The organism is Yersinia enterocolitica subsp. enterocolitica, assembly GCF_901472495.1.
Classification (GTDB): domain Bacteria; phylum Pseudomonadota; class Gammaproteobacteria; order Enterobacterales; family Enterobacteriaceae; genus Yersinia; species Yersinia enterocolitica.
On the sequence record NZ_LR590469.1, the window covers coordinates 424,641 to 444,669 of the forward strand.

Genomic DNA, 20,029 nt, shown 5'->3' on the forward strand with positions numbered 1-20,029 from the left:
TCCGTGTAAATTAACAGTGTTGCCCTAATGGGTTAATTAACTTGTAAAATAATTTCTGCGGCGGCGCTAAAGTTGCCGTTAGCGGGTTTGGCTGTAGCTGATACCTGCTCAAGAGTGGCTTTCCACTTAAATTCAGCCGGTGTCGCACTGGCGATATTGAGCTTTTGCTCACGATCACTGCCATTAAGTGCCAGTAATTTGCCGGAACTATCGTTGATTCTTATGCGCATCCGGTCATCCTGGCCATCCTTGTCTTTGACTTTGATGTAATTCCCATCGGCAGTTGGCGTTTGCGTGGTAATAGCGGCGGTGGCTGAATATTGCCCATAATCGGTTTTACAGGTGATATCAAAATCCAGATTGCGCTCGATTCCATTATTCAATGTGCCTGAGGTTACCAGGCCAAAATCGACAATTTTTGTGCCGTCAAAAGTACAGGATGGGGTACTAATAATAGTGATTTGGCCGATATCCAGTTTCTGTGCGAAGTTGGCTACGCTATTGCTGTTCACCCAGTTATAGGCCGCCGTGCCTGCGGGCAACACCAACTGACCCGCAGTATTGCTCAAGGAGAGTGTCTCTTTGGTTTTATATAATTCAATTCTGAAAAAGGAGTTAGCCGGATAAGTCCAACGGCCAATTTCAGTGGTAAATGTCATTCCCCCGTTAGTATTGAACGTACCAAAGGCAGCACCATTACTCCACATAGGTTTAACGGCAATACCGTCGATATTGGTGGCAAATAATCCCTTACCCAAATCTGCCCCCAGCAAGATGCCAACATTTTTACCGTAAGGGTTACCAATGGCGCAATCGACATAAGTTACTCTGGTTCCTTGCGTTGCTGAATCCGCCTCGGCAATAAACTTGGAGGTGTCAGCGGGTGCATCTGCATCAATAGTGATCGTTAAAGCAGGTATATTCATGGTTGATGGCAGAGAACCACCGTCTTTGCTTTCTGTATCAATGGTACAGATGGCGCTTGCTTGCCCGGCGGTAATCGCGCCGAATGCCAATATAAAAAGCGTCCTTGTCATGGCTAACTACTCCTGTCCTGCATCAAGTTTAGAAATCAGTTCTGGCGGAATGATTTGCAGTAATTCACCAAAGCTTTTGCCAATGGTTTTTTCTGAAAATGACAATAGCGCGATCACCGGGCTGCTAGGCTCGGTAGTCGCAAACCATTGGCGGACTTCAATGAGTCGGGATAACGCGTCCGCGCGATTTTGAATTCCTTTTGGCGCGATTGGAACTTGTGCCGCAACAGCTATCGGCGGTGGCGATTGCAATGGTGGCTGTTGTAATGGTGACATGTGTGGCGCGGGCGGATAAGTGGGAGTCGCAGTATCAGTGGGGACACTGACCGCGGTGACTATTTCCTCAGGCTGCCATTCCGGGGCCGTTGTATAGACTTCAGTGGCCTCGGTTGCCGTAATATATTCAGGTGTTTCAACGGCTGCGATAGGCGCGATATCGGCCATATTGCTCCCACCAAAGTGGCGTAACACCGCCGTCAATCTGACGAAGTCAGGGGTGACCTCACCGAGAGAATGGCTAAGATTTGTGGTTAATTCCAACAGCAATGCATAAGCTTTTTGCAATGAGAGGATCGCGCTATCGGAACGGGCCTGCCAATCATGCTCAATGGCTTCCAAAGTGGCTTCTTCCAGTGCACCGTCTTCGCGCGGGAACGAATGCGCTTTCTCAAGCTCTTTGACTGATATTTGCATTCCGGCGGCTTTGGGCAGGGGTTGGTTGCGAAAATCAGCAATAAAACCATCGATATCGTCTAATTCTGCAAAAGCATTGGCCCGCATAAAAGGTTCAAATTCGCCTTCATCAAGTAACTGTGGATGTAGATCATCCGGCCAGGCACTCAGGCACCACAGTAGGGCTTCCAGCCCTTCCTGCACCGCACTTACGCCAATTTGACGCATTCGACAGCGCATCAGAATAATCAGTAACCGAATGTCACGGGCTTTACCTAGCAGCTCCAGGCATTTTCGCTCGGTATCGGTCCAGTTGGTCGGCTCAGCGACTTCAACAAAGTTGCCGTACTCGGCGGTCAACTTGGGTTGCAGTTTTGTTTGCAGCATCAGAAATGCTGAGTCATATTCCAGACTTAGGCCGCAAGGATGGTCACCTGGAATAGGTTGCATCAGGCGGTGATAATAACCTCTGCTATCAGCAATACTTGGTACACTCATGTTTCTTCCTTTTAACGCCATGGGTGGACGTCGTCTAATTTTTCACTCTCGGACTTAGCCGTGATGCTGATGGGTTAATAACGGTGCATTTCGGGTTCAAAACTCATTCCGCGTACGTTGGCTGAGACATCCTCTCGGGCTAACCAACTGGTGTACCCCAACTGGCTGGTGCCCTCCAATGTGGCGGTTGGAACCTCAGCGGCGGTTAACAACAATTGCACCTCCCAGGCATATTCAAATCCGACAAAGTTACGAACCCATTCACGTAATACCGGTAAATCCTGTCCTGATGGGCTGAAACGCAAATACTGTTGCAGGCTGAGCGGGCCAAGTATCAGCTCGAATTTATGCTGTCGGTCTAAAACGGTGTCGCCCAGAATGGCACCGTCACCTAACAGCATCGCTGAGGCACCATCGCCCAATTGCGTCTGGTCACTTTTATCCAGAAAGATCCACTGTTGGGCGTATTCGACCATGCTGACCGGCACTTCAAAGTAGTATTGCAATGCGCCGACTAAGCCTTCGGGGTTACGTGCTTCACGAATAAGATGGGCGGATGAAGCCAGATGAGCATGCACCGGCAGCGCACTATGTGTCAGTTCCGCTGGGTCTAAACCGGCCAGGCTGCCGATATAAAAAGAGAATTTCTCATCATGTTGCCTGTCAAGTGAAGCGGTGTCCTGAGAGACAAACCATGCACGATAGAGCTGTGATAGCGCCCGATGATGAAATAGATCGGCAAAGTCGGTCAGTGTATGGTCATGCAACTCAGCGCGGGTGTAGGCCAGTTCAGTCATTTGCAACGGCATCGCGCCGTGCGGCCCCCAGATACCCAGACCAAAAAGCTGTAGGTCCATCTTCCCGTCTTTCATTTCAACATGGGCAATCTCACGTGGTGAGAACGCCATATTGGCACTTTGTCCGATACGGAAGCTTTCTTGTTTCGGCAGCATAGCTTTAGCGGGAGCGGGCATATCGGGAGTTCGGGCCGCATTAGCCCGCATCATGCTGATAAAACCGGCATTCCAGGGCTCTGCTTGCTGATACCAGGTATCCAGATTGAGTTGGCTCTGCTGCTGTATGCTGTCGTCGGGTTGCATTACAGCACTCCCCGGCGACCAGGACGGGCTTTCCACTGACCGACACGTCCTCTTTGCATCGAGTGCAGTTCAGTCTCGGTAAACACATTGATCGCGGCGTGGCGTGCCAAATAGTTTTCCATGATCAAGCCAAACAGATAGGGACTGATGCCGGAGAACCCTTCTTCATCAACGGTCAAGGTGCAACAGATCCCACGACCATAAACCAGTAAGCCGTTACCGGGCAGTCGTCTGATTACCGGCTCGCTTTTGCAGCCAACCAGTGCATCGATTTGGGTATTCGATTCAAGATCTGAGGCGCTAACAAACAGACGCAGCATGTTACGTAGCGACTCCCCCCCATTAGCATGAGTCATATCAGATAATGGCAAGTAGTTAAAACTGAGCTGACGGATTAACCGCCAGGCAGATTCATCTATCGCAAAAGGGGCCCGAGGGGGGCTGGGCTGAAATACAAAGTGCGCGCCGTGTACTGGCGCTGAATCCGACATGGTTAATTCAAAATTGCCATTACTGGTAATCAACCGCGGCAGATCTCGGTTAGTCACCTGCGCCTCAATGGATAAATACCGCAGGTTATCGCCGTAGGGCGCTTCTTGTTGATCAACCAGCGAAACGAAGACCTCAGTACTGGCATAAGGCGTACGAGTGTCATATTTACGCTTATTGTTCTGACTCGTTCTGGGCTTACGGGTAATGGAAAAATAGCGACCAAAATTGCCATTGTCGCAATGGCGGGTTTGGTAGAGGGGGTTAAATACCACCTCTTTACTGGTTTCCGCTTGTTGACCAAAGACTTTCGTGATGGAGAAAACTTCGTAATCGAGCGGTCGGCTTCGGTCTGGCACCACGTGAAAGTCATTCAGTGCACGATTAATCTCAATCTTGTCCATGCGCTTCTGGAATAGATTAATCACCGGGGTGCAGTTCAATAGGAAGCGAGAGGGGGCAACATGACTCACCAGCTCCTGTGGCAACCGGTCCAGTAAGATAATAATCTCCGCTTCGTTGGTGTGATTATTGCTTAGACTTTTGGACAACTGAGTCAGTGTGAAAAAATAGAATCGCTGGCGGCAGGTGAAGTATTCCTGCATCAGGTTATGGCCATGAAAAATATTCCACGACAGTGGCAACAGGCTTTGATCGGGGCTTAACCCCTCAAAAGCAAGAGCGTCATTGCTTATCACGGTATCTTCAGCTGTCACGCCGTGCCCTGCACGGATGATAGTTGCAACATGGCTGGCATGCAGAAGTTCAAAGATGTGAGAGACTATCCTCTCGTCACCATTGATATAGATAGGCAGGCGATCTAACCCTGCTAGTTGCGAAAATTGCAGGTCGCCGACCAGTTTTAGCTTAATGCGCAAGGCACCCTTTAGTCGATGATAGGCAATACGGTGCTTTTCCAGATTTGGCATATCGGGAGGAATGGAGCTTAGGCGTGCTTCTGTTATCTCCAGCGGCCATAATCCAACATCCTGCCCACTGCGAAATTCACAACGGGTCGTTTCACCTGGGGCAATATGGGTGAAAAACGAACTGCCACGAGGGACATTATAGCCCTGGGTCAAATCACCCTCTTTTAGGTTTGGCTTAAGTTGAATCACTCCCATTGACGGGGTGGGAGAGTTGTAATTGGGATAGACAATATCCAGCAAGCGCTGAGTAAATTTGGGGAATTCGGCATCCAGCTTAATTTGTGTTCTGGCAGAGAGAAAGCAGAAAGACTCGATCAGGCGTTCAACATAGGGGTCGGCAACTTCAATCCCGTGCATGCCTAAGCGGCCCGCTATTTTAGGATGCTTATCGGCGAATTCCTGCGCCATTTCGCGCATAAAAGTCAGTTCTTTATTATAGTAATCAAGAAATTTGTGATCCACTTACTGCCTCAGTTGTTATGTCAGCTTTATTTCGCCTAATCAGTCGAATCGTTTTTGTTGATATCCACTTATTCGGATTTAACGTATTCAGCGATAACGAAACAACAGTTTTATCAATTGTATATTCACATGTGGGAATAATAAAATTCATCTCCACCCGTTGTATTTATTGTATGGGTGAAAATTATCAATAACTATTATTTAAATCCTGTTTAATAGATGAATTATTACATGCAAGGGTTTTTGGCTCAATACTCTTTAAAATCTCGATAACTATTCCATAGGCGTTTTTGCTTGAATATTCAATCCAAACAAAGCGTTAAATTGTTATTGATATGTAACTTTAGGACTTTGTTATGGGCGGAATTCCTAATTTAATTCAGTCTCTCTTTCATCTGATTCTCGTTTTCTTTATTATTTGTAGGAGTTTTCGCATTATTAAAAGTGAATTATCCCACATTGACTGTTTTGGGTTTTTGAATATATCCAGGTGCTTGTTGATATTAGTTTGAGCAAAATTCTTAAAATGTCCAATATCGAATAAATATACTTTCGTTTTTTATTTTACCCCTTTACTCTTAGCCCCACAAAAGTTCGTGACGTAATAATAATGACCTCGCGATGCTCCGCAAATACGCATAAACATATAAGCTGATATACACATGTAGACATAAATACATGCAGGTGTGAATACAGTTAAAAAGACCAGGATAAACAACGTGGCTATTACAAGGAAAAATCTTTTCGGCAAACTGGATGCCACTCTTTTCAAAGGTATTGAAAGTGCGACAACGATTTGTAAATTGCGTGGCAACCCTTATGTAGAATTGATTCATTGGTTGAACCAACTTTGGCATCAAGAAGATAACGATCTTAAACATATTGTTCGCTATTTTGCTGTTGACGTAGATGCTTTTGAACGTGGCCTGGCTCAAGCACTTGCCCGCTTGCCCGTCGGTGCGACCAGTATTTCAGATTTTTCATACCATATAGAATTAGCCATCGAACGGGCATGGGTGTACGCCAGCCTGGAGTGTTTAGATACACGTATTCGCAGCGGACATTTGTTGCTGGCAATGCTAACCAATATGGAATTGCGCCGGGCACTGTTGGCTATTGCTCCAGAAATGGAAAAAATTCCACTGGAGCATTTGAGCAGCGATTTTAACTTTATTACGCAGGCATCGCCGGAAACCAATGAAGCGGCCACCGATGGTAGCCCAATGTATGACGGCACATTACCGGGTGAAGCCAGTAATGCTATTAACGGCAAAAGTACCGCGACATTGGCGCAGTACACCACGGATCTGACTGCATTAGCTCGTGAAGGCAAGATAGACCCGGTACTGGGGCGCAACCATGAAATCAGTACGATGGTGGATATTTTACTGCGTCGTCGACAAAACAACCCGTTGCTCACTGGTGAAGCTGGCGTGGGTAAAACGGCCGTAGTTGAAGGTCTGGCACTGGCCATTGTCGCGGGTGAAATGCCTCCCGCACTGAGTCAGGTGAGTCTGCTAACCCTGGATGTTGTGGCTCTTTCGGCGGGTGCCAGCATGAAAGGCGAGTTTGAAGCACGCCTGAAGAATGTCTTAGACGAAGCAATGGCTTCACCAACGCCTGTCATCCTGTTTATAGATGAAGTTCACACTCTGGTCGGTGCGGGGGGAAATGCAGGAACCGGTGATGCAGCTAATTTACTCAAACCGGCACTGGCGCGCGGTCAATTGCGCACCATTGGCGCGACAACCTGGAGTGAGTTTAAACGCCATATTGAAAAGGATCCGGCGCTAACTCGTCGTTTCCAGGTACTTCAGGTCGATGAACCTGATGAAGATACTGCTATTTCGATGCTGCGTGGATTGACTCCGGCGTTAGAGAAGCACCACGGCGTATGGATCATGGATGAAGCCTTGCAAGCTGCGGTGCGATTATCGCATCGTTATATCCCTGCGCGCCAGTTACCGGATAAAGCGATTAGCTTGCTTGACACCGCTTGTGCACGTGTTGCCGTCGCACAATTCTCACAACCGGCAGAATTGCAGCAATTGACTTTCCAGAGTGAAACCGCGCAAACCGAGTTGTCATCGCTGGAAAAAGCCCAACATTTCGGCAAAGGGCAGGACGAGCGCACAGCACTGTTAGAAGCCACGATTGCCCAACATTCAGCCGCGGCAAACAAGCTTGAACAACGTTGGCAGGCAGAGCGTGAATTGGTTACTGCCATTACGGCTACGCGAACGGTGCTGTATGAACTGGTGTCGCAACCCACGCCTGATGAAGAAAAACGCCAGCAGTATCAGCAGCAATTGGCGCAACTTGAAGAGCAATTATTGCTTATTCGCAGTGCGCAGCCTTTGGTACAAGCTGAGGTTAATGCAACCGTGATCGCCAACATTGTTGCGGATTGGACCGGGATTCAAGTAGGGCAAATGCTCAAAGACGATATTCGTGCCGTGATGGAGCTACCGCAACGTCTCGAAGAGCGAGTGATTGGTCAGCCGCATGCATTAGTCCAGTTGAGCGAAAATATTATGACTGCACGTGCGGGGATGGCAGACCCAAGGAAACCGCTGGGTGTCTTTATGTTGGTTGGCCCTTCCGGGGTGGGTAAAACAGAAACGGCATTGGCCATTGCGGAAAGTATGTATGGTGGTGAGCAAAACCTTATCACAATTAATATGAGCGAATACCAAGAGTCACACACGGTTTCCTCATTAAAAGGCTCGCCTCCAGGCTACGTGGGATACGGCGAAGGTGGTGTATTAACCGAGGCAGTACGGCGTAAACCTTATAGTGTTGTGCTGTTAGATGAAATTGAAAAAGCACATTCAGATGTCCATGAACTGTTCTTCCAGGTATTTGATAAAGGCCAGATGGAAGATGGCGAAGGACGGTTTATTGATTTTAAAAACACTATTTTGCTGTTAACCAGCAATGTGGGTAGCGAATTATTAAGTAACTTATTTGCTGATCCAGATACTGCTCCCGATCAAGATGGAATATTAAGTGCGTTGCAACCTGAATTGCTGAAAGTATTCCCCGCCGCATTTTTGGGTCGCGTCACTGTGATTCCTTATTTGCCGCTCCAGCAGAGCGCGTTGCAGCATATTGTTCGATTACATTTAGATCGTATCGGCCAGCGTTTGCAGTCTCAGCATCAGCTGACGTTGCAATACAGTGATGTGGTCGTTGACGATGTAGTTAGCCGCTGCTCAGTAGCAGAAACAGGCGCCCGTATGCTTATTCGTTATATTGAACAGAATATTACACCTGAAATTGGTAAATTTATTTTACGTGACCACGACGCAATACCTAACCAGATCGTGTTCGTCGATAAAGTCGAAAATAAATTCACGGTTTCTGTGCTGAATGAAAAGATAAATAATTAAACACATCAAGTTTAAAGGTGTTGGTTAGATATTTATCTCAAAAAGGAATTTGCTGTTTCTTGTCAAAATGAAAGGCAAAAAAGAATAGGGCGTATCTGCTTATGCAGATGTTAACTATATATGTGCTTTATTTAAAAAATAATTTAATTGGAAAGTAAACTAAAGGATGAAAGTTATGCGTAAAGTAAATCTGGCTGTATGTGCACTGGCTTTGGCTGTTTCTTCAACAACTGCTTTTGCTGCCTCAAATGGTACAGTTACCTTCAACGGTTTGTTGCAAGATGATACTTGCCAGATTGAAACAGGTACTGAAAATGTGCTGGTAACACTGCCAACGCTTTCTACTAGCGTTCTGGCAAAATCTGGTGATCAAGAGGGTTCCACAAACTTCACTATTTCTGTCGTGGATTGCCCAGTAGCTGTGACCAAAGTTTCTGCTCACTTCAACGCAATCAACAGTGACGGTGTTAACCCAACTACCGGTAACCTGACCAATAGCACTACTGGTGGAGCAACTGGTGCTGAAGTACGTCTTTATAACCTGGATAGCACTAGCTCACAAATCCGTGTGGGTGATACTGGTGCAGCATTTGATGTGACTCCAGGTACTGGTGCTGATCCTAAAGGTACCACGACTCTGTCTTACGCTGGTGGTTACTATGCAACTGCAGCAACCACTCCAGGTATCGTGACTGCTAAAGTTCAATACGTACTGTCTTATAATTAATCACTCGTTGAGTGATAGGTTTGCGACCCAGTTGTAATTGGGTCGTCATACCAAAGTAGTGATAACAACTTGTTGCTAAGGTTACAGCAGCATTCATTGGTAACGAGTTGTTATATCACCAGACGTACAGCTCTAACTCATTACTATTTGGTAACGCGATGTTTTATAAAACGATTATTTTAGTGTTGTCGCTGATTGTTGGCAACATCCCAACGTATGCTGCTATGACCATCAGTGGTACACGTGTGATATTCCCAGCGGCTCAGAAAGAAGTCAATGTACGCACGAATAATAAAGGCACAGAGCCCGCGTTAGTACAGGTCTGGGTTGATGATGGAAGTAGTAATGCCAAAATAAATAATGTCACTGTTCCCTTTATTGTGACGCCGCCGGTGTTTCGTGTTGAGAGCGGCAAAGGGCAAAGTGTCCGTATGATTTATAATGGCATGGCCTTACCGCAAGATAAAGAATCGGTCTTCTGGTTTAACATGCTAGAAATACCAGCAGTGCAAAAAGACAGTGCTGATAAAAATAAATTGGAATTGGCATTTCGTACCCGAATTAAAATTTTCTATCGACCAACAGCGTTAAATAGCAGCAGTGCAGAACAAGCTGAAAAGCTGCAATGGGAATTGGTTAACGATAGTCAAAAAGGTCAGGGCGTAAAAGTAACAAACCCGTCACCTTATTATTTTTCATTTGACTCAGGCAGTGTGACTGCTGGTGGGAAAAAAGTTGAACTGAAGACAGATATGCTGGCACCACTTTCCACTTCGGTTTTTTACCCTAACAGCAAAGTTTCAGGTATTTCAACAATGAGCTACAAGTTATTAAATGATTACGGTGCAGCGATTGATGGAAATATATCTTTTGCACAAGGTAAAGGAGTGGTTGTTAAAAAATAATAAAACGCTGCGGGGGCAAGGATAAGCGTGTCGGATAGGAAACCGGAAGCTCTTGCTGTGAAATGGCAGGTAAGCCGTAGGGTATAAAAGGGAGCTTTCGCTCGTGAATCATTTATGTATAACGCGCTACTTACAAAATAAAATCGATAGATTAGTGAATTTACCGTTCAAAAATTCATTGGGCTTTACGTTAACAATTATAAGTACGACTTTGTTCTTACATAAGAGTGTGATAGCGGCACCATTAGTGAATGAAAATAATGAGACTGAAATTACCGCAGTAGAATTTAATCCTGATTTTATTCGCGGTTCGGGGATTGATGTAGCACGGTTTATGAATGAAAACCCGGTATCCCCCGGAGTTTATGATGTGATGGTTATCGTTAATGGCAAGATGAACGGAAAGCACAGTATTCGCTTTGAATCCGTTGCCGGCGAATCCACCGCTGAACCCTGTTTTAAATTGGATCAGCTTGATGCATTGGGTCTGAGAATCGAGCTGAATGGTTCGACCAAGATAGCGAGTGATGTAAAAGACGCGGCGAAAGATCAATGCTACAACTTACGAGATTTAATTAAAGACAGCAGTACGCGTTATAACTCAGGGGACTTTGAGCTTTCAATTACGGTTCCACAGTTTAATTTAGTGAAACATCCTCGTGGCTATATTAGCCCCAGTTTGTGGGATGCAGGTGCCCCAGTTGGTTTCCTGGATTATAACAGCAATGTTTATGGCGTTTTTAACGGTAATAGAGATGACGGATCAAAGTCGAATTCTTATAACGCCAACATTGGCTTGATTACCGGTCTCAATCTTGGTGAGTGGCGGTTAAGAAAACGTCTTAATACCCGTTGGAACAACGATGGTGGTGCGCAAACCCAGAATTTATATGGTTTTGCGGCCACGGATGTCACTTCGCTGAAGAGTCAGTTAACTCTGGGGGATAGCGATACCCGCGGAAGTTTATTTGAGGGGTTTGGTTTACGGGGTGTTCAACTGGCATCCGATAACCGAATGTTAGCGGAAGGGATTCGAAATTACTCACCAGTGATACGGGGAGTGGCGGAAACCAACGCCAGAGTCACGGTGACTCAGCGTGGACAGACGATATATGAAACAGTCGTTACGCCGGGGGCGTTCGAACTGGCTGATATCGGCACCATGTCATACGGTGGTGATTTAGAAATGACGGTGACCGAATCTGATGGCCGTACCCGTAGCCAAAGAATTCCGTTTTCAGCGCCGCCGATGTTGCTTTACCAAGGGGTATCCCAGTTTGATATCGCTGCTGGCCGATTGAATGATAATACGGTAAATGCGAATCCGACGATTGTACAAGGTGCGTATTACTACGGTCTTGGCAACACTTATACGCTGTATAGCGGAGCGCAGCTGGCAGAGAATTATAGTTCAGTGGGGATTGGTAACGCATTTAATACCCAAATTGGGGGGATTTCATTTGATGTCACCCACGCAAGAAGTGAATTGAGTGATGACCGCCGTTCATCAGGTAATAGTTACAAAGTTGACTATACCAAATACGTTGGTGAGACCGATACCAACCTGACATTGGCGGCATATAGATACTCATCCAACGGTTTTTATACTTTTAGGGAAGCGAGTCAGGATCACTACGGCAGCATAAACGCTAACAGCGCTTTTGATTCTCGTACCCGCAACCGTTTATCGGTAAGTGTTTCTCAGCGGGTCGCTGACAATATGTCGCTGAACCTGAATAGTAGTTTTTATAGTTACTGGGGAGGGCAGGATGCGTCGCAGCAGTATGCCGTGACCTTTAATCATTCGCTGCGTTATTTCTCTTATGCGCTGACGGCAATGCGAACCAGTAATAGCAGTTACATCAGTAGTTATGACAATAGCAGTAATAACGATTACCAAAACAGTTACATGGCGTCTATTAGCATCCCACTGGGTGGCAGTATCGTGAAGCGACCATTGTTTAACACATTGTATTCAATGGCCAGCCATGATGATGCAGGTAATACGCTAGTGCAGATGAATGCCAGTGGTAGTCAGGGTGATCAGAGTGAGCTGGGTTATGGTGTCGGGACGTCGTACAGCAGTGGCAATGACACTGCCGCGAGTAAGACGGTGGCTGGTAACCTGAGTTACAAGACTGGGGTAGGGCAGTACGGGATGACGGCATCAGCGAATAACAGCTCATCTCGCCAGTTGTCTGCCTCTGCCAACGGCAGTTTAGTTGCTCACCAGGGAGGAGTAACTATCGGCCCACGTCTTGGCGATGCACCTTTTGCCATCGTGCATGCTGAAGGCGCTGCGGGAGCTAAGTTGTTTAACGGCAACGGAGCAACAATTGATAGTCGTGGCTATGCCATTATGCCGTCGATGACTGCATACCGTGAAAATACAGTGGCGATTGATTACAAAGAATTACCTGATTCGGTAGATGTACTGGAGAGTCAAAAAGTAGTGGTGCCGAGAACAGGAGCAATGATCCCGGTCACGATGAAGACTATTACCGGCGCACCATTAGTTCTTATCGTCAGGGATGAAAATAAAGAGTTTCTTCCTATTGGCACGGATCTATTGGATGCGGATGGTGTGAGTCAGGGGATTGTCGGACAAGGTGGTATGGCCTTTATTCGCGGTTGGGGGACGGGTTCACAACCCCTGCAAGTCATCAGAAATGGTGGTAAAGATAAATGCCGTATTCACTCAGGCACGGAAGCAAATGTTACAGCGAAGGCAGAAAGTACGCATATAACACAGTTGGAGGTGGTATGTCTTCGTGGTTAAAAAGTAATGTTGTACTGAAACTTTTATCGTTTCTGCTATTGCTGGCTACGGCTTTTATCGCGCGCCAGCCCGCTCAGGCAGCCAGTGCATGTGCTGGAGCGGCAGATTGTAAAGTTCAGGTTTCATTTACCGGTGAGTATCTGGAAGATACCTGTGAAGTCAGTATTGATGGCGGTTCTTCTTCAGAGTCAGTTTTATTACCGACTTTGTCGACCACCGAATTAAAAACTGATAAAGCAGAAGCGGGTAAAAAGCAATTTCAAATTGCGCTGAATAAATGTCCGGTAAATAGAACAGTGTCATTACGCTTTATAGCTGCTGGCGCTACCATGCCGGATGCAACAACCGGAAATTTACAGAATGAAGTGGCTGATGATTTCAGCAAAAGCGCGCAAGTCAGATTAAGTAAAGCTGCAGGGCAACAAATGGTGGTTGGCGATGAAAATAGTGTACAGGAATATGTTATTTCCAGTTCCGGTGCAGATGTCACACACTATTTTTTAGCGGGTTATTATGCAAAAGGTACGAATACGGTAACCCCAGGGCAGGTTAGAGCAACTGCTGGCATAGAGTTAGTTTATAAATAGGGGAGCACGTTTTAGTATTATTTTTTACATTTAATCTCTCCAATAGCGGTTCAGGAAGCTTATTTCCTGATGATTTTACAATACGTTTTGAATAAAAGGCATATATGGTTAGTAAAAGTAATTCCCAAAAATTTATCGCTCGAAACCGAGCGCCACGCGTACAAATTGAATACGATGTGGAAATATATGGTAGTGAGAAAAAGGTTGAATTGCCATTCGTCATGGGCGTGCTGGCTGATTTATCCGGTAAGCCTCTTGAACCTTTACCTTCAGTAGCAGATAGAAAGCTGCTGGATATTGACATCGATAATTTCGATGAGCGTATGAAAGCAATGAAACCACGAGTTGCATTTGCTGTGAAAAATACGCTGACGGGTGAAGGCCAGTTGATGGTGGATATTACTTTTGAGAGCCTGAATGACTTTTCTCCCGATGAAATTGCCAAGAAAGTCGATTCTCTGTCTCAATTGTTAGATGCCCGTACTCAATTGGCAAACTTGCAAACCTATATGGATGGCAAGGCAGGTGCAGAGGAATTAGTAATGAAACTTCTGAAAGACAAATCATTACTGGCAACACTGGCATCCGCACCGAAAACAAAGCAATCCGCTGCTGATGCTCCACAGTAAGATTGATTAAGAAGAGAAAAACCATGTCCACTTTAGAAGCAAAAAATAAACCAGCCGCTGCTGCGACTGAATATAGCGACTTTAATTCGTTATTGACCAAAGAATTCAAGGCTAAGTCTGAGCAGACCAAAGCGGCAGTAGAAGGTGCCGTTAAAACATTGGCTGAGCAGGCGCTGGCTAATTCGGTAACTGTATCTGATGATGCTTATAAAAGCATTGCCTCTATTATTGCTGAAATCGACAGTAAATTGTCTGAGCAGATCAATTTGATCTTGCATCATCAAGAGTTTCAGTCTCTGGAAAGTGCCTGGCGTGGCCTGCACTATTTAGTGAATAACACCGAGACTGATGAGAAATTGAGATTACGTTTTCTCGACATCTCTAAAGATGAATTACGCCGTAATATGAAGCGTTATAAAGGTGTGGCGTGGGATCAGAGCCCATTATTCAAAAAAGTCTATGAAGAAGAGTATGGCCAATTGGGCGGCGAACCTTATGGTTGCCTGGTGGCGGATTACTACTTTGACCATACTGCGCCTGACGTTGATTTGCTGGCTTCCATCGGTAAGGTTGCTGCTTCTGCACACGTACCTTTTATCACTGGTGCCGCGCCGTCAGTATTGCAGATGGAATCCTGGCAAGAGCTGTCAAATCCGCGTGATTTGACCAAGATCTTCACTCAGAATCTTGAGTATGCTGCCTGGAACTCACTGCGTCAGTCCGAAGACTCCCGTTATATTGGTCTGGCAATGCCGCGTTTCCTGGCGCGTCTGCCATACGGTATTCGCACTAACCCGGTAGATGCCTTCCACTTTGAAGAGACGACTGACGGTGCCGACCATGGCAAATATGTGTGGTCCAACGCGGCGTATGCTATGGCTGTTAACATCAACCGTTCATTCAAAGAATATGGCTGGTGTACCCTGATTCGTGGTGTGGAAAGTGGTGGTGTGGTGGAAGGCTTGCCATGTCATACATTCCCAACTGATGATGGTGGCATTGATATGAAGTGCCCAACAGAAATCGCTATTTCTGACCGTCGTGAAGCGGAATTGGCTAAAAATGGCTTTATTCCACTGGTGCACAGAAAAAATACTGATTATGCGGCATTTATTGGCGCGCAATCATTGCAAAAACCTGCTGAATATTACGATTCAGATGCTACAGCTAACGCCAACTTGTCGGCACGTTTGCCTTACCTGTTCGCCTGTTCACGTTTTGCCCATTACCTGAAATGTATCGTGCGTGACAAAATCGGCTCATTCAAAGAGCGCGATGAGATGCAACGCTGGTTGAACGATTGGGTCATGAACTATGTAGATGGCGATCCGGCAAACTCTTCTATCGAGACGAAAGCACGCCGTCCGTTGGCCGCAGCTGAAGTTATTGTTGAAGATGTTGAAGGTAACCCAGGTTATTACCAGGCTAAATTCTTCCTGCGCCCACACTTCCAATTGGAAGGTTTGACGGTATCACTGCGCATGGTTGCTAAATTACCTTCACTGAAAGATGTTGCGTAATTAAATAGATGACAACTGGGGCCGAGGAATAATATTACTCTGCATCAGGTTAAAGAATATGGAAGTTACCTCTATTTAATTAGTATTTAGTGGAAAGTATGTGTTTTCGTGCAATGCATCGCGCGAGGCCTTACGTCATTCAAGGCATGATATTGAATGACGTTAAAAGAAGTGGTGTATAGGTAAAGTATTGTAATAGTCAATAATAAACTATTTGTAATGCTTATTTTCATAGGAAAGGGATGTGTTTTCGTAAATTTATTACGTGGGCCTTCCTACGCTTGATGTTTTTCATTAAGTGAAATTAATAGAAGTGCGAGAGAGGATTATTATGTCGCAAGATATGTTTATTAAAATTGATGGTATCGAAGGCGAATCTTTAGATGCTAACCACAAAAACGAAATTCAGGTGCTGGCTTGGAAATGGGACGTTTCTCAGCACTCAAATATGCACAGTGGCTCAGGCGGCGGTTCAGGTAAAGCAACTGTTTCTGACTTCTGTTTCACGCATTATACCGATAAAGCAAGCCCGAACTTATTGAGCTATTGCTTGTTGGGTAAGCATATTAAGAATATCCAATTCGTTCTGCGTAAAGCAGGTGGCGATCCACTGGAATACCTGACTATTAAATTTACCGATGTAATCATCACTCGTGTTGATATGGCCGGTTCTCTTGAAGATGAAACTCGTCCACGTGAAGAGATTCGTTTCTCATTCACCAAGATGACTCAAGACTACGTTATGCAGAATGCTGAAGGCCATAAATCTGGCGTTATTTCTGCTAACTACGATGTTAAAGCTAACCAGCAAAGCTAAGCAATGCTGTTTTAGACCAGACATCAAACTTGCCACTTTCGGGTGGCAAGTTTTCTCAGTGACGGAGTTTATCCGTAATAGTTTTTCACCCAGATCTAGGTTTTATCCACAATAGATGTAACAGGCCTGATAGTAGTGCAGGTAATAAGCAAAGTGATGAATCTGCCGGTCACTATATTATTGTGGATAAAACTTAATGTTTTTATTTGATTAGGTTGAGTATGAAAAAAAATATCCGTTGGTTTAATCGGATTACACAATACTTTTTCGTGGCATTGGTCACGCTATTGGTCATGGCATGTAGCTCGAAGCCTCAACCCGAACCGGTTGATAAATTGAGCGTCGAGCTGATTACGGCAAAAAATATCAATCCAAATGACAAAGGTGTCGCTAATCCGTTAAGGATCACAGTTTATACCCTGAAGAATACGGATGAATTTAAGTCGAGTGATTTCTTCACTATTACCGAAGAGGGCACTCCATCGCTGAAAGAGCAGATGGAGAAAGTGTTTGACGGAATCATGCTACCTAATGAGACAAAAACAATAGAACTGACGCTAAACAGTGGCGTCACTGCCATCGGCGTTGTTGCTGCTTACCGTGAAATTGAGCAGGCGGAGTGGAACGCGGTTTTTAGCCCGTTACCCAAGAAACGCGTGCAGCCCTGGTATAAAAAATGGTGGTCAGGGAAACAAAACGATCCGGTCGTCAAGGTGCGCGTTGAGCGTCTGTCAATATCAATTAAAGAAATGGACTAAGTCGTGAGAACTAACAAAGTCGTTTGGAGTGAGGGTCTTTTTCTTCGCCCGCAACTTTTTCAACAGCAAGAGCGGTATCTTGAATATTACGCTCATAAACGAGCCGCCACGATTACCCCATTCTTTTGGGGATTCGCGCAATATGAAATTGATCGCGAAGCGCTCTCCTATGGCAAGTTGGTACTGCGATCTGGCAAAGGGGTATTACCGGACGGTACGCCTTTTGATATTCCCGGTCATGCGGAACTGCCTGAGCCACTTACTATCACCCCAGATCATTTGGGCAAACTAATCTATCTGGCGGTTCCGTTGCGGCTGGATAACAGTGATGAAACTATTTTTGACGAATATGACATGAGCTCATTGGCGCGTTTTTATGCCTATGAAGCAGACCTCAGTGACACTAATGCTATTCGCCAGGGGCCGAAGCCGGTGCAGTTGTCGCGGCTGCGGCTTAAATTGGTTTCTGAAAGCGAAATGACCGAATCATGGATTGGGTTGCCACTGGCCAAAGTCAGGGCGATTCAGCCTGATGGTAGCGTACTGCTGCATCTGGAAGACTACATTCCTCCGGTGACGGGATACGCGGCGAGTTCACTGCTGTCAGAGTGGCTGACTCATCTTAATGGCTTGGTCAAAATGCGTGCCGATATGCTGGCTAAACGTCTGTCAAACAGTGATGGCAAAGCCAGCGCCAGTGCTGAAATTGTCGACTACTTGCTGCTGCAAATTTTTAATAAATACGAGCCAAGTCTGGATCATCTGCGCAATATTCCAGAATTACCGCCAATCGTGCTTTATCAAGAACTTGCCAAGTTTGCCGGTGAATTATCCACCTTTATTCGGACCAAAACGCGTCGGCCGCGCCCGGCTCCGGGATATGACCACGGGAAACTCTACCCGTCGATTCGCCCATTGGTGGACGATGTGCATGAATTGCTCAATCAGATTCTGGTGCGTGCAGGGCAGATGATCCCGCTGGAGCCAAAAGGGAATGGCGTATGGTCTGCCTCTGTGCTGCCTAATGAATTACGTTCATTTTCCAATTTGGTATTGGCTGTTCATGCACAATTACCAATGGACGTATTGCAGCATCAATTCTCAGTACAGACCAAAATCAGTGCGCCACAACAGTTGCATGAACTGGTGCGCTCACATTTACCGGGTCTCGAATTACAGCGGTTGCCGGTTCCACCGCGGCAAATTCCGTACAGTGCGGGATACGTTTATTTCGAATTGATGAAAAGCGGGCCGTTTTGGGACAAAGTTTCCAATGCAGGGGCCATTGCACTACACGTGGCTGGCGATTTCCCTGCATTGAAAATGGAGCTCTGGGGGATTAGAGATTCATGAGTGATAGCAGTGAATTGAACCCAGGGATACCGATGCCCTCCTTTGATCAAAGCAGAGATGCGGATACCAATCCGCAGGCGTTAGGCCATTTCTTGCTTGATGAGCCGGGTGTTTACACCGAGAGCACACAATCTGGTGCGGCGTTCAGCCACGAGGCTACGCGCTCACCGGGTTTTCAGCCCTATGATACCGCCCAGCTTCGAGGCGAAAGTGTCCAGCAGCGCGTGGCTAAAGCGGTCGCGTCTCCAACGCCATTATTGGAGGCGGCACAGCCATTGTTACGTGCCTTAAGCGAGATGCCACAAGAGATAGCGGATGCTTCGCAGGTTCAGATATTAAAAGAGAGCCTGAAGAATGAGATAACCCTGTTTAGTGTGGTATGTGATGAAGCGGATATCTCGTGGAAGAAAATGGCCATCGTCCGCTATTGCTTGTGTACCGCGCTAGATGAAGCGGCTCACACCATGTCGTGGGGCGTCATGTCGGGTTGGTCGCAAAGCAACCTGCTAAACCATTTTGAAGGTGATAACGACGGCGGGAATAAATTTTTCCTGTTAGTGGGCCGTCTGTCAATGAGCCCACATGAATATGCGGATTGCTTAGAGGTATTGCTGAGGATTTTAGGGCTGGGTTTTGAAGGCCGTTACAGCATTATCGAAGAGGGTGACCGGCAATTAACCAAAATCCGTCAGGGATTGTTGACGTTACTGCAAAGTACCCGCGATACCGTTCCTACCGCGCTTTCTCCGCATGGATTAATCGCGCATCAGTTCCGCAAAAAGCGAGGGATCTTTGTTCCGGTTCGTGTGTCGATGCTGCTGTGTGGTTTCTTGATTGCGGCCACCTTTATTGGCAGTAAATATTTTCTCTCCGTACCCGAAAGCGACCTGCTGAAGAGAATGGCAGCCTTGCAACGTCCGGTTATCGTGCCAACCGTTGCGGTACAAAAACTACGTCTGGCTATTTTGTTAAAAGACGAGATAGCGAAGCAGCTAGTGAGTGTTGATGAAACAAGCAGTCGCAGCAAAGTCATCTTCAAAGGCGACACCATGTTCCAGGTGGGTTCGGATAAAGTCCGGTCCGAAATCATGAGTGTCATCGAGCGTGTTGCGCAGGAAGTTCATCGCGTACAGGGGGCGGTGCTGATTATTGGGCATACCGACTCTATGCCGATCAACAAACCAGGTTTCCCTAATAACCAGGTGCTTTCTGAGAAACGTGCTGCCAACGTTGCACGCTTTATGGAGAAAGCGGGTATCCCGACTGACAAAATTCAGTTTGAAGGGAAAGGGGATACGCAGCCAGTCAGTAGTAATGACGATGCAGCCGGGCGTTCACAAAACCGCCGTGTAGAAATCTTTGTTAATTATTGAGA

Annotated in this window: 15 protein-coding genes; 11 read left to right on the top strand and 4 right to left on the bottom strand. The window is 46.2% G+C overall.

Translation table 11 applies throughout. From position 1 onward, the window contains the following. Nucleotides 1–32: 32 nt before the first annotated feature. The 4 genes from FGL26_RS02065 to tssF form a co-directional block, all read right to left on the bottom strand. Nucleotides 33–1,037 (bottom strand): fimbrial protein, encoded by a 1,005-nt coding sequence (locus FGL26_RS02065; RefSeq protein ID WP_005168519.1) that lies wholly within the window; start codon nt 1,035–1,037, stop codon nt 33–35. Nucleotides 1,038–1,043: 6 nt separating this feature from the next. Then, a complete protein-coding gene (locus tag FGL26_RS02070; protein ID WP_005168520.1) occupies nt 1,044–2,207 on the bottom strand; it encodes a type VI secretion system protein TssA in 1,164 nt (387 codons plus the stop codon). Between the two features lie 74 nt (nt 2,208–2,281). Further along, nucleotides 2,282–3,307 carry a type VI secretion system baseplate subunit TssG gene (gene tssG, locus FGL26_RS02075; RefSeq protein ID WP_005168521.1) on the bottom strand — a complete coding sequence of 342 codons (1,026 nt, stop codon included), beginning with the start codon at nt 3,305–3,307 and terminating at the stop codon, nt 2,282–2,284. Then, complete coding sequence (gene tssF, locus FGL26_RS02080) at nt 3,307–5,187, bottom strand: type VI secretion system baseplate subunit TssF (protein ID WP_011816676.1); 1,881 nt, start codon at nt 5,185–5,187, stop codon at nt 3,307–3,309. Before tssF ends, tssG begins: the two co-directional genes overlap by 1 nt. Nucleotides 5,188–5,906: 719 nt before the next feature. Here tssF and tssH point away from each other — a divergent pair. The 11 genes from tssH (at nt 5,907) to tssL (ending at nt 20,027) form a co-directional block, all read left to right on the top strand. Then, nucleotides 5,907–8,579, top strand: a complete 2,673-nt coding sequence (tssH, locus tag FGL26_RS02085) for a type VI secretion system ATPase TssH (protein WP_005168523.1) — start codon at nt 5,907–5,909, stop codon at nt 8,577–8,579. Nucleotides 8,580–8,754: 175 nt separating this feature from the next. Continuing rightward, entirely contained in the window at nt 8,755–9,306 is a 552-nt protein-coding gene (locus FGL26_RS02090; protein ID WP_005168525.1) for a fimbrial protein, read from the top strand. 158 nt (nt 9,307–9,464) lie between these two features. Then, a complete protein-coding gene (locus tag FGL26_RS02095) occupies nt 9,465–10,211 on the top strand; it encodes a fimbria/pilus periplasmic chaperone (RefSeq protein WP_005157579.1) in 747 nt (248 codons plus the stop codon). Nucleotides 10,212–10,458: 247 nt separating this feature from the next. Then, nucleotides 10,459–12,990, top strand: coding sequence for a fimbria/pilus outer membrane usher protein (locus tag FGL26_RS02100; protein WP_371836865.1), 2,532 nt, complete (start codon nt 10,459–10,461; stop codon nt 12,988–12,990). After that, nucleotides 12,975–13,577 carry a fimbrial protein gene (locus tag FGL26_RS02105; RefSeq protein ID WP_005168528.1) on the top strand — a complete coding sequence of 201 codons (603 nt, stop codon included), beginning with the start codon at nt 12,975–12,977 and terminating at the stop codon, nt 13,575–13,577. The genes FGL26_RS02100 and FGL26_RS02105 overlap by 16 nt, the downstream gene beginning before the upstream one ends. Nucleotides 13,578–13,681: 104 nt before the next feature. Continuing rightward, nucleotides 13,682–14,206, top strand: coding sequence for a type VI secretion system contractile sheath small subunit (gene tssB, locus FGL26_RS02110; protein WP_005157572.1), 525 nt, complete (start codon nt 13,682–13,684; stop codon nt 14,204–14,206). Between the two features lie 23 nt (nt 14,207–14,229). Beyond that, nucleotides 14,230–15,726 (top strand): type VI secretion system contractile sheath large subunit, encoded by a 1,497-nt coding sequence (tssC, locus tag FGL26_RS02115; RefSeq protein ID WP_005157570.1) that lies wholly within the window; start codon nt 14,230–14,232, stop codon nt 15,724–15,726. Nucleotides 15,727–16,057: 331 nt separating this feature from the next. Beyond that, entirely contained in the window at nt 16,058–16,543 is a 486-nt protein-coding gene (locus tag FGL26_RS02120; protein ID WP_005168529.1) for an Hcp family type VI secretion system effector, read from the top strand. Nucleotides 16,544–16,764: 221 nt separating this feature from the next. After that, nucleotides 16,765–17,301 carry a type VI secretion system lipoprotein TssJ gene (gene tssJ, locus FGL26_RS02125; RefSeq protein WP_005168530.1) on the top strand — a complete coding sequence of 179 codons (537 nt, stop codon included), beginning with the start codon at nt 16,765–16,767 and terminating at the stop codon, nt 17,299–17,301. Nucleotides 17,302–17,304: 3 nt separating this feature from the next. Beyond that, entirely contained in the window at nt 17,305–18,654 is a 1,350-nt protein-coding gene (tssK, locus tag FGL26_RS02130) for a type VI secretion system baseplate subunit TssK (protein WP_005168531.1), read from the top strand. Then, nucleotides 18,651–20,027: a type VI secretion system protein TssL, long form gene (tssL, locus tag FGL26_RS02135; protein ID WP_005168532.1), complete on the top strand. Its 1,377-nt coding sequence runs from the start codon at nt 18,651–18,653 to the stop codon at nt 20,025–20,027. The genes tssK and tssL overlap by 4 nt, the downstream gene beginning before the upstream one ends. Nucleotides 20,028–20,029: the final 2 nt, after the last annotated feature.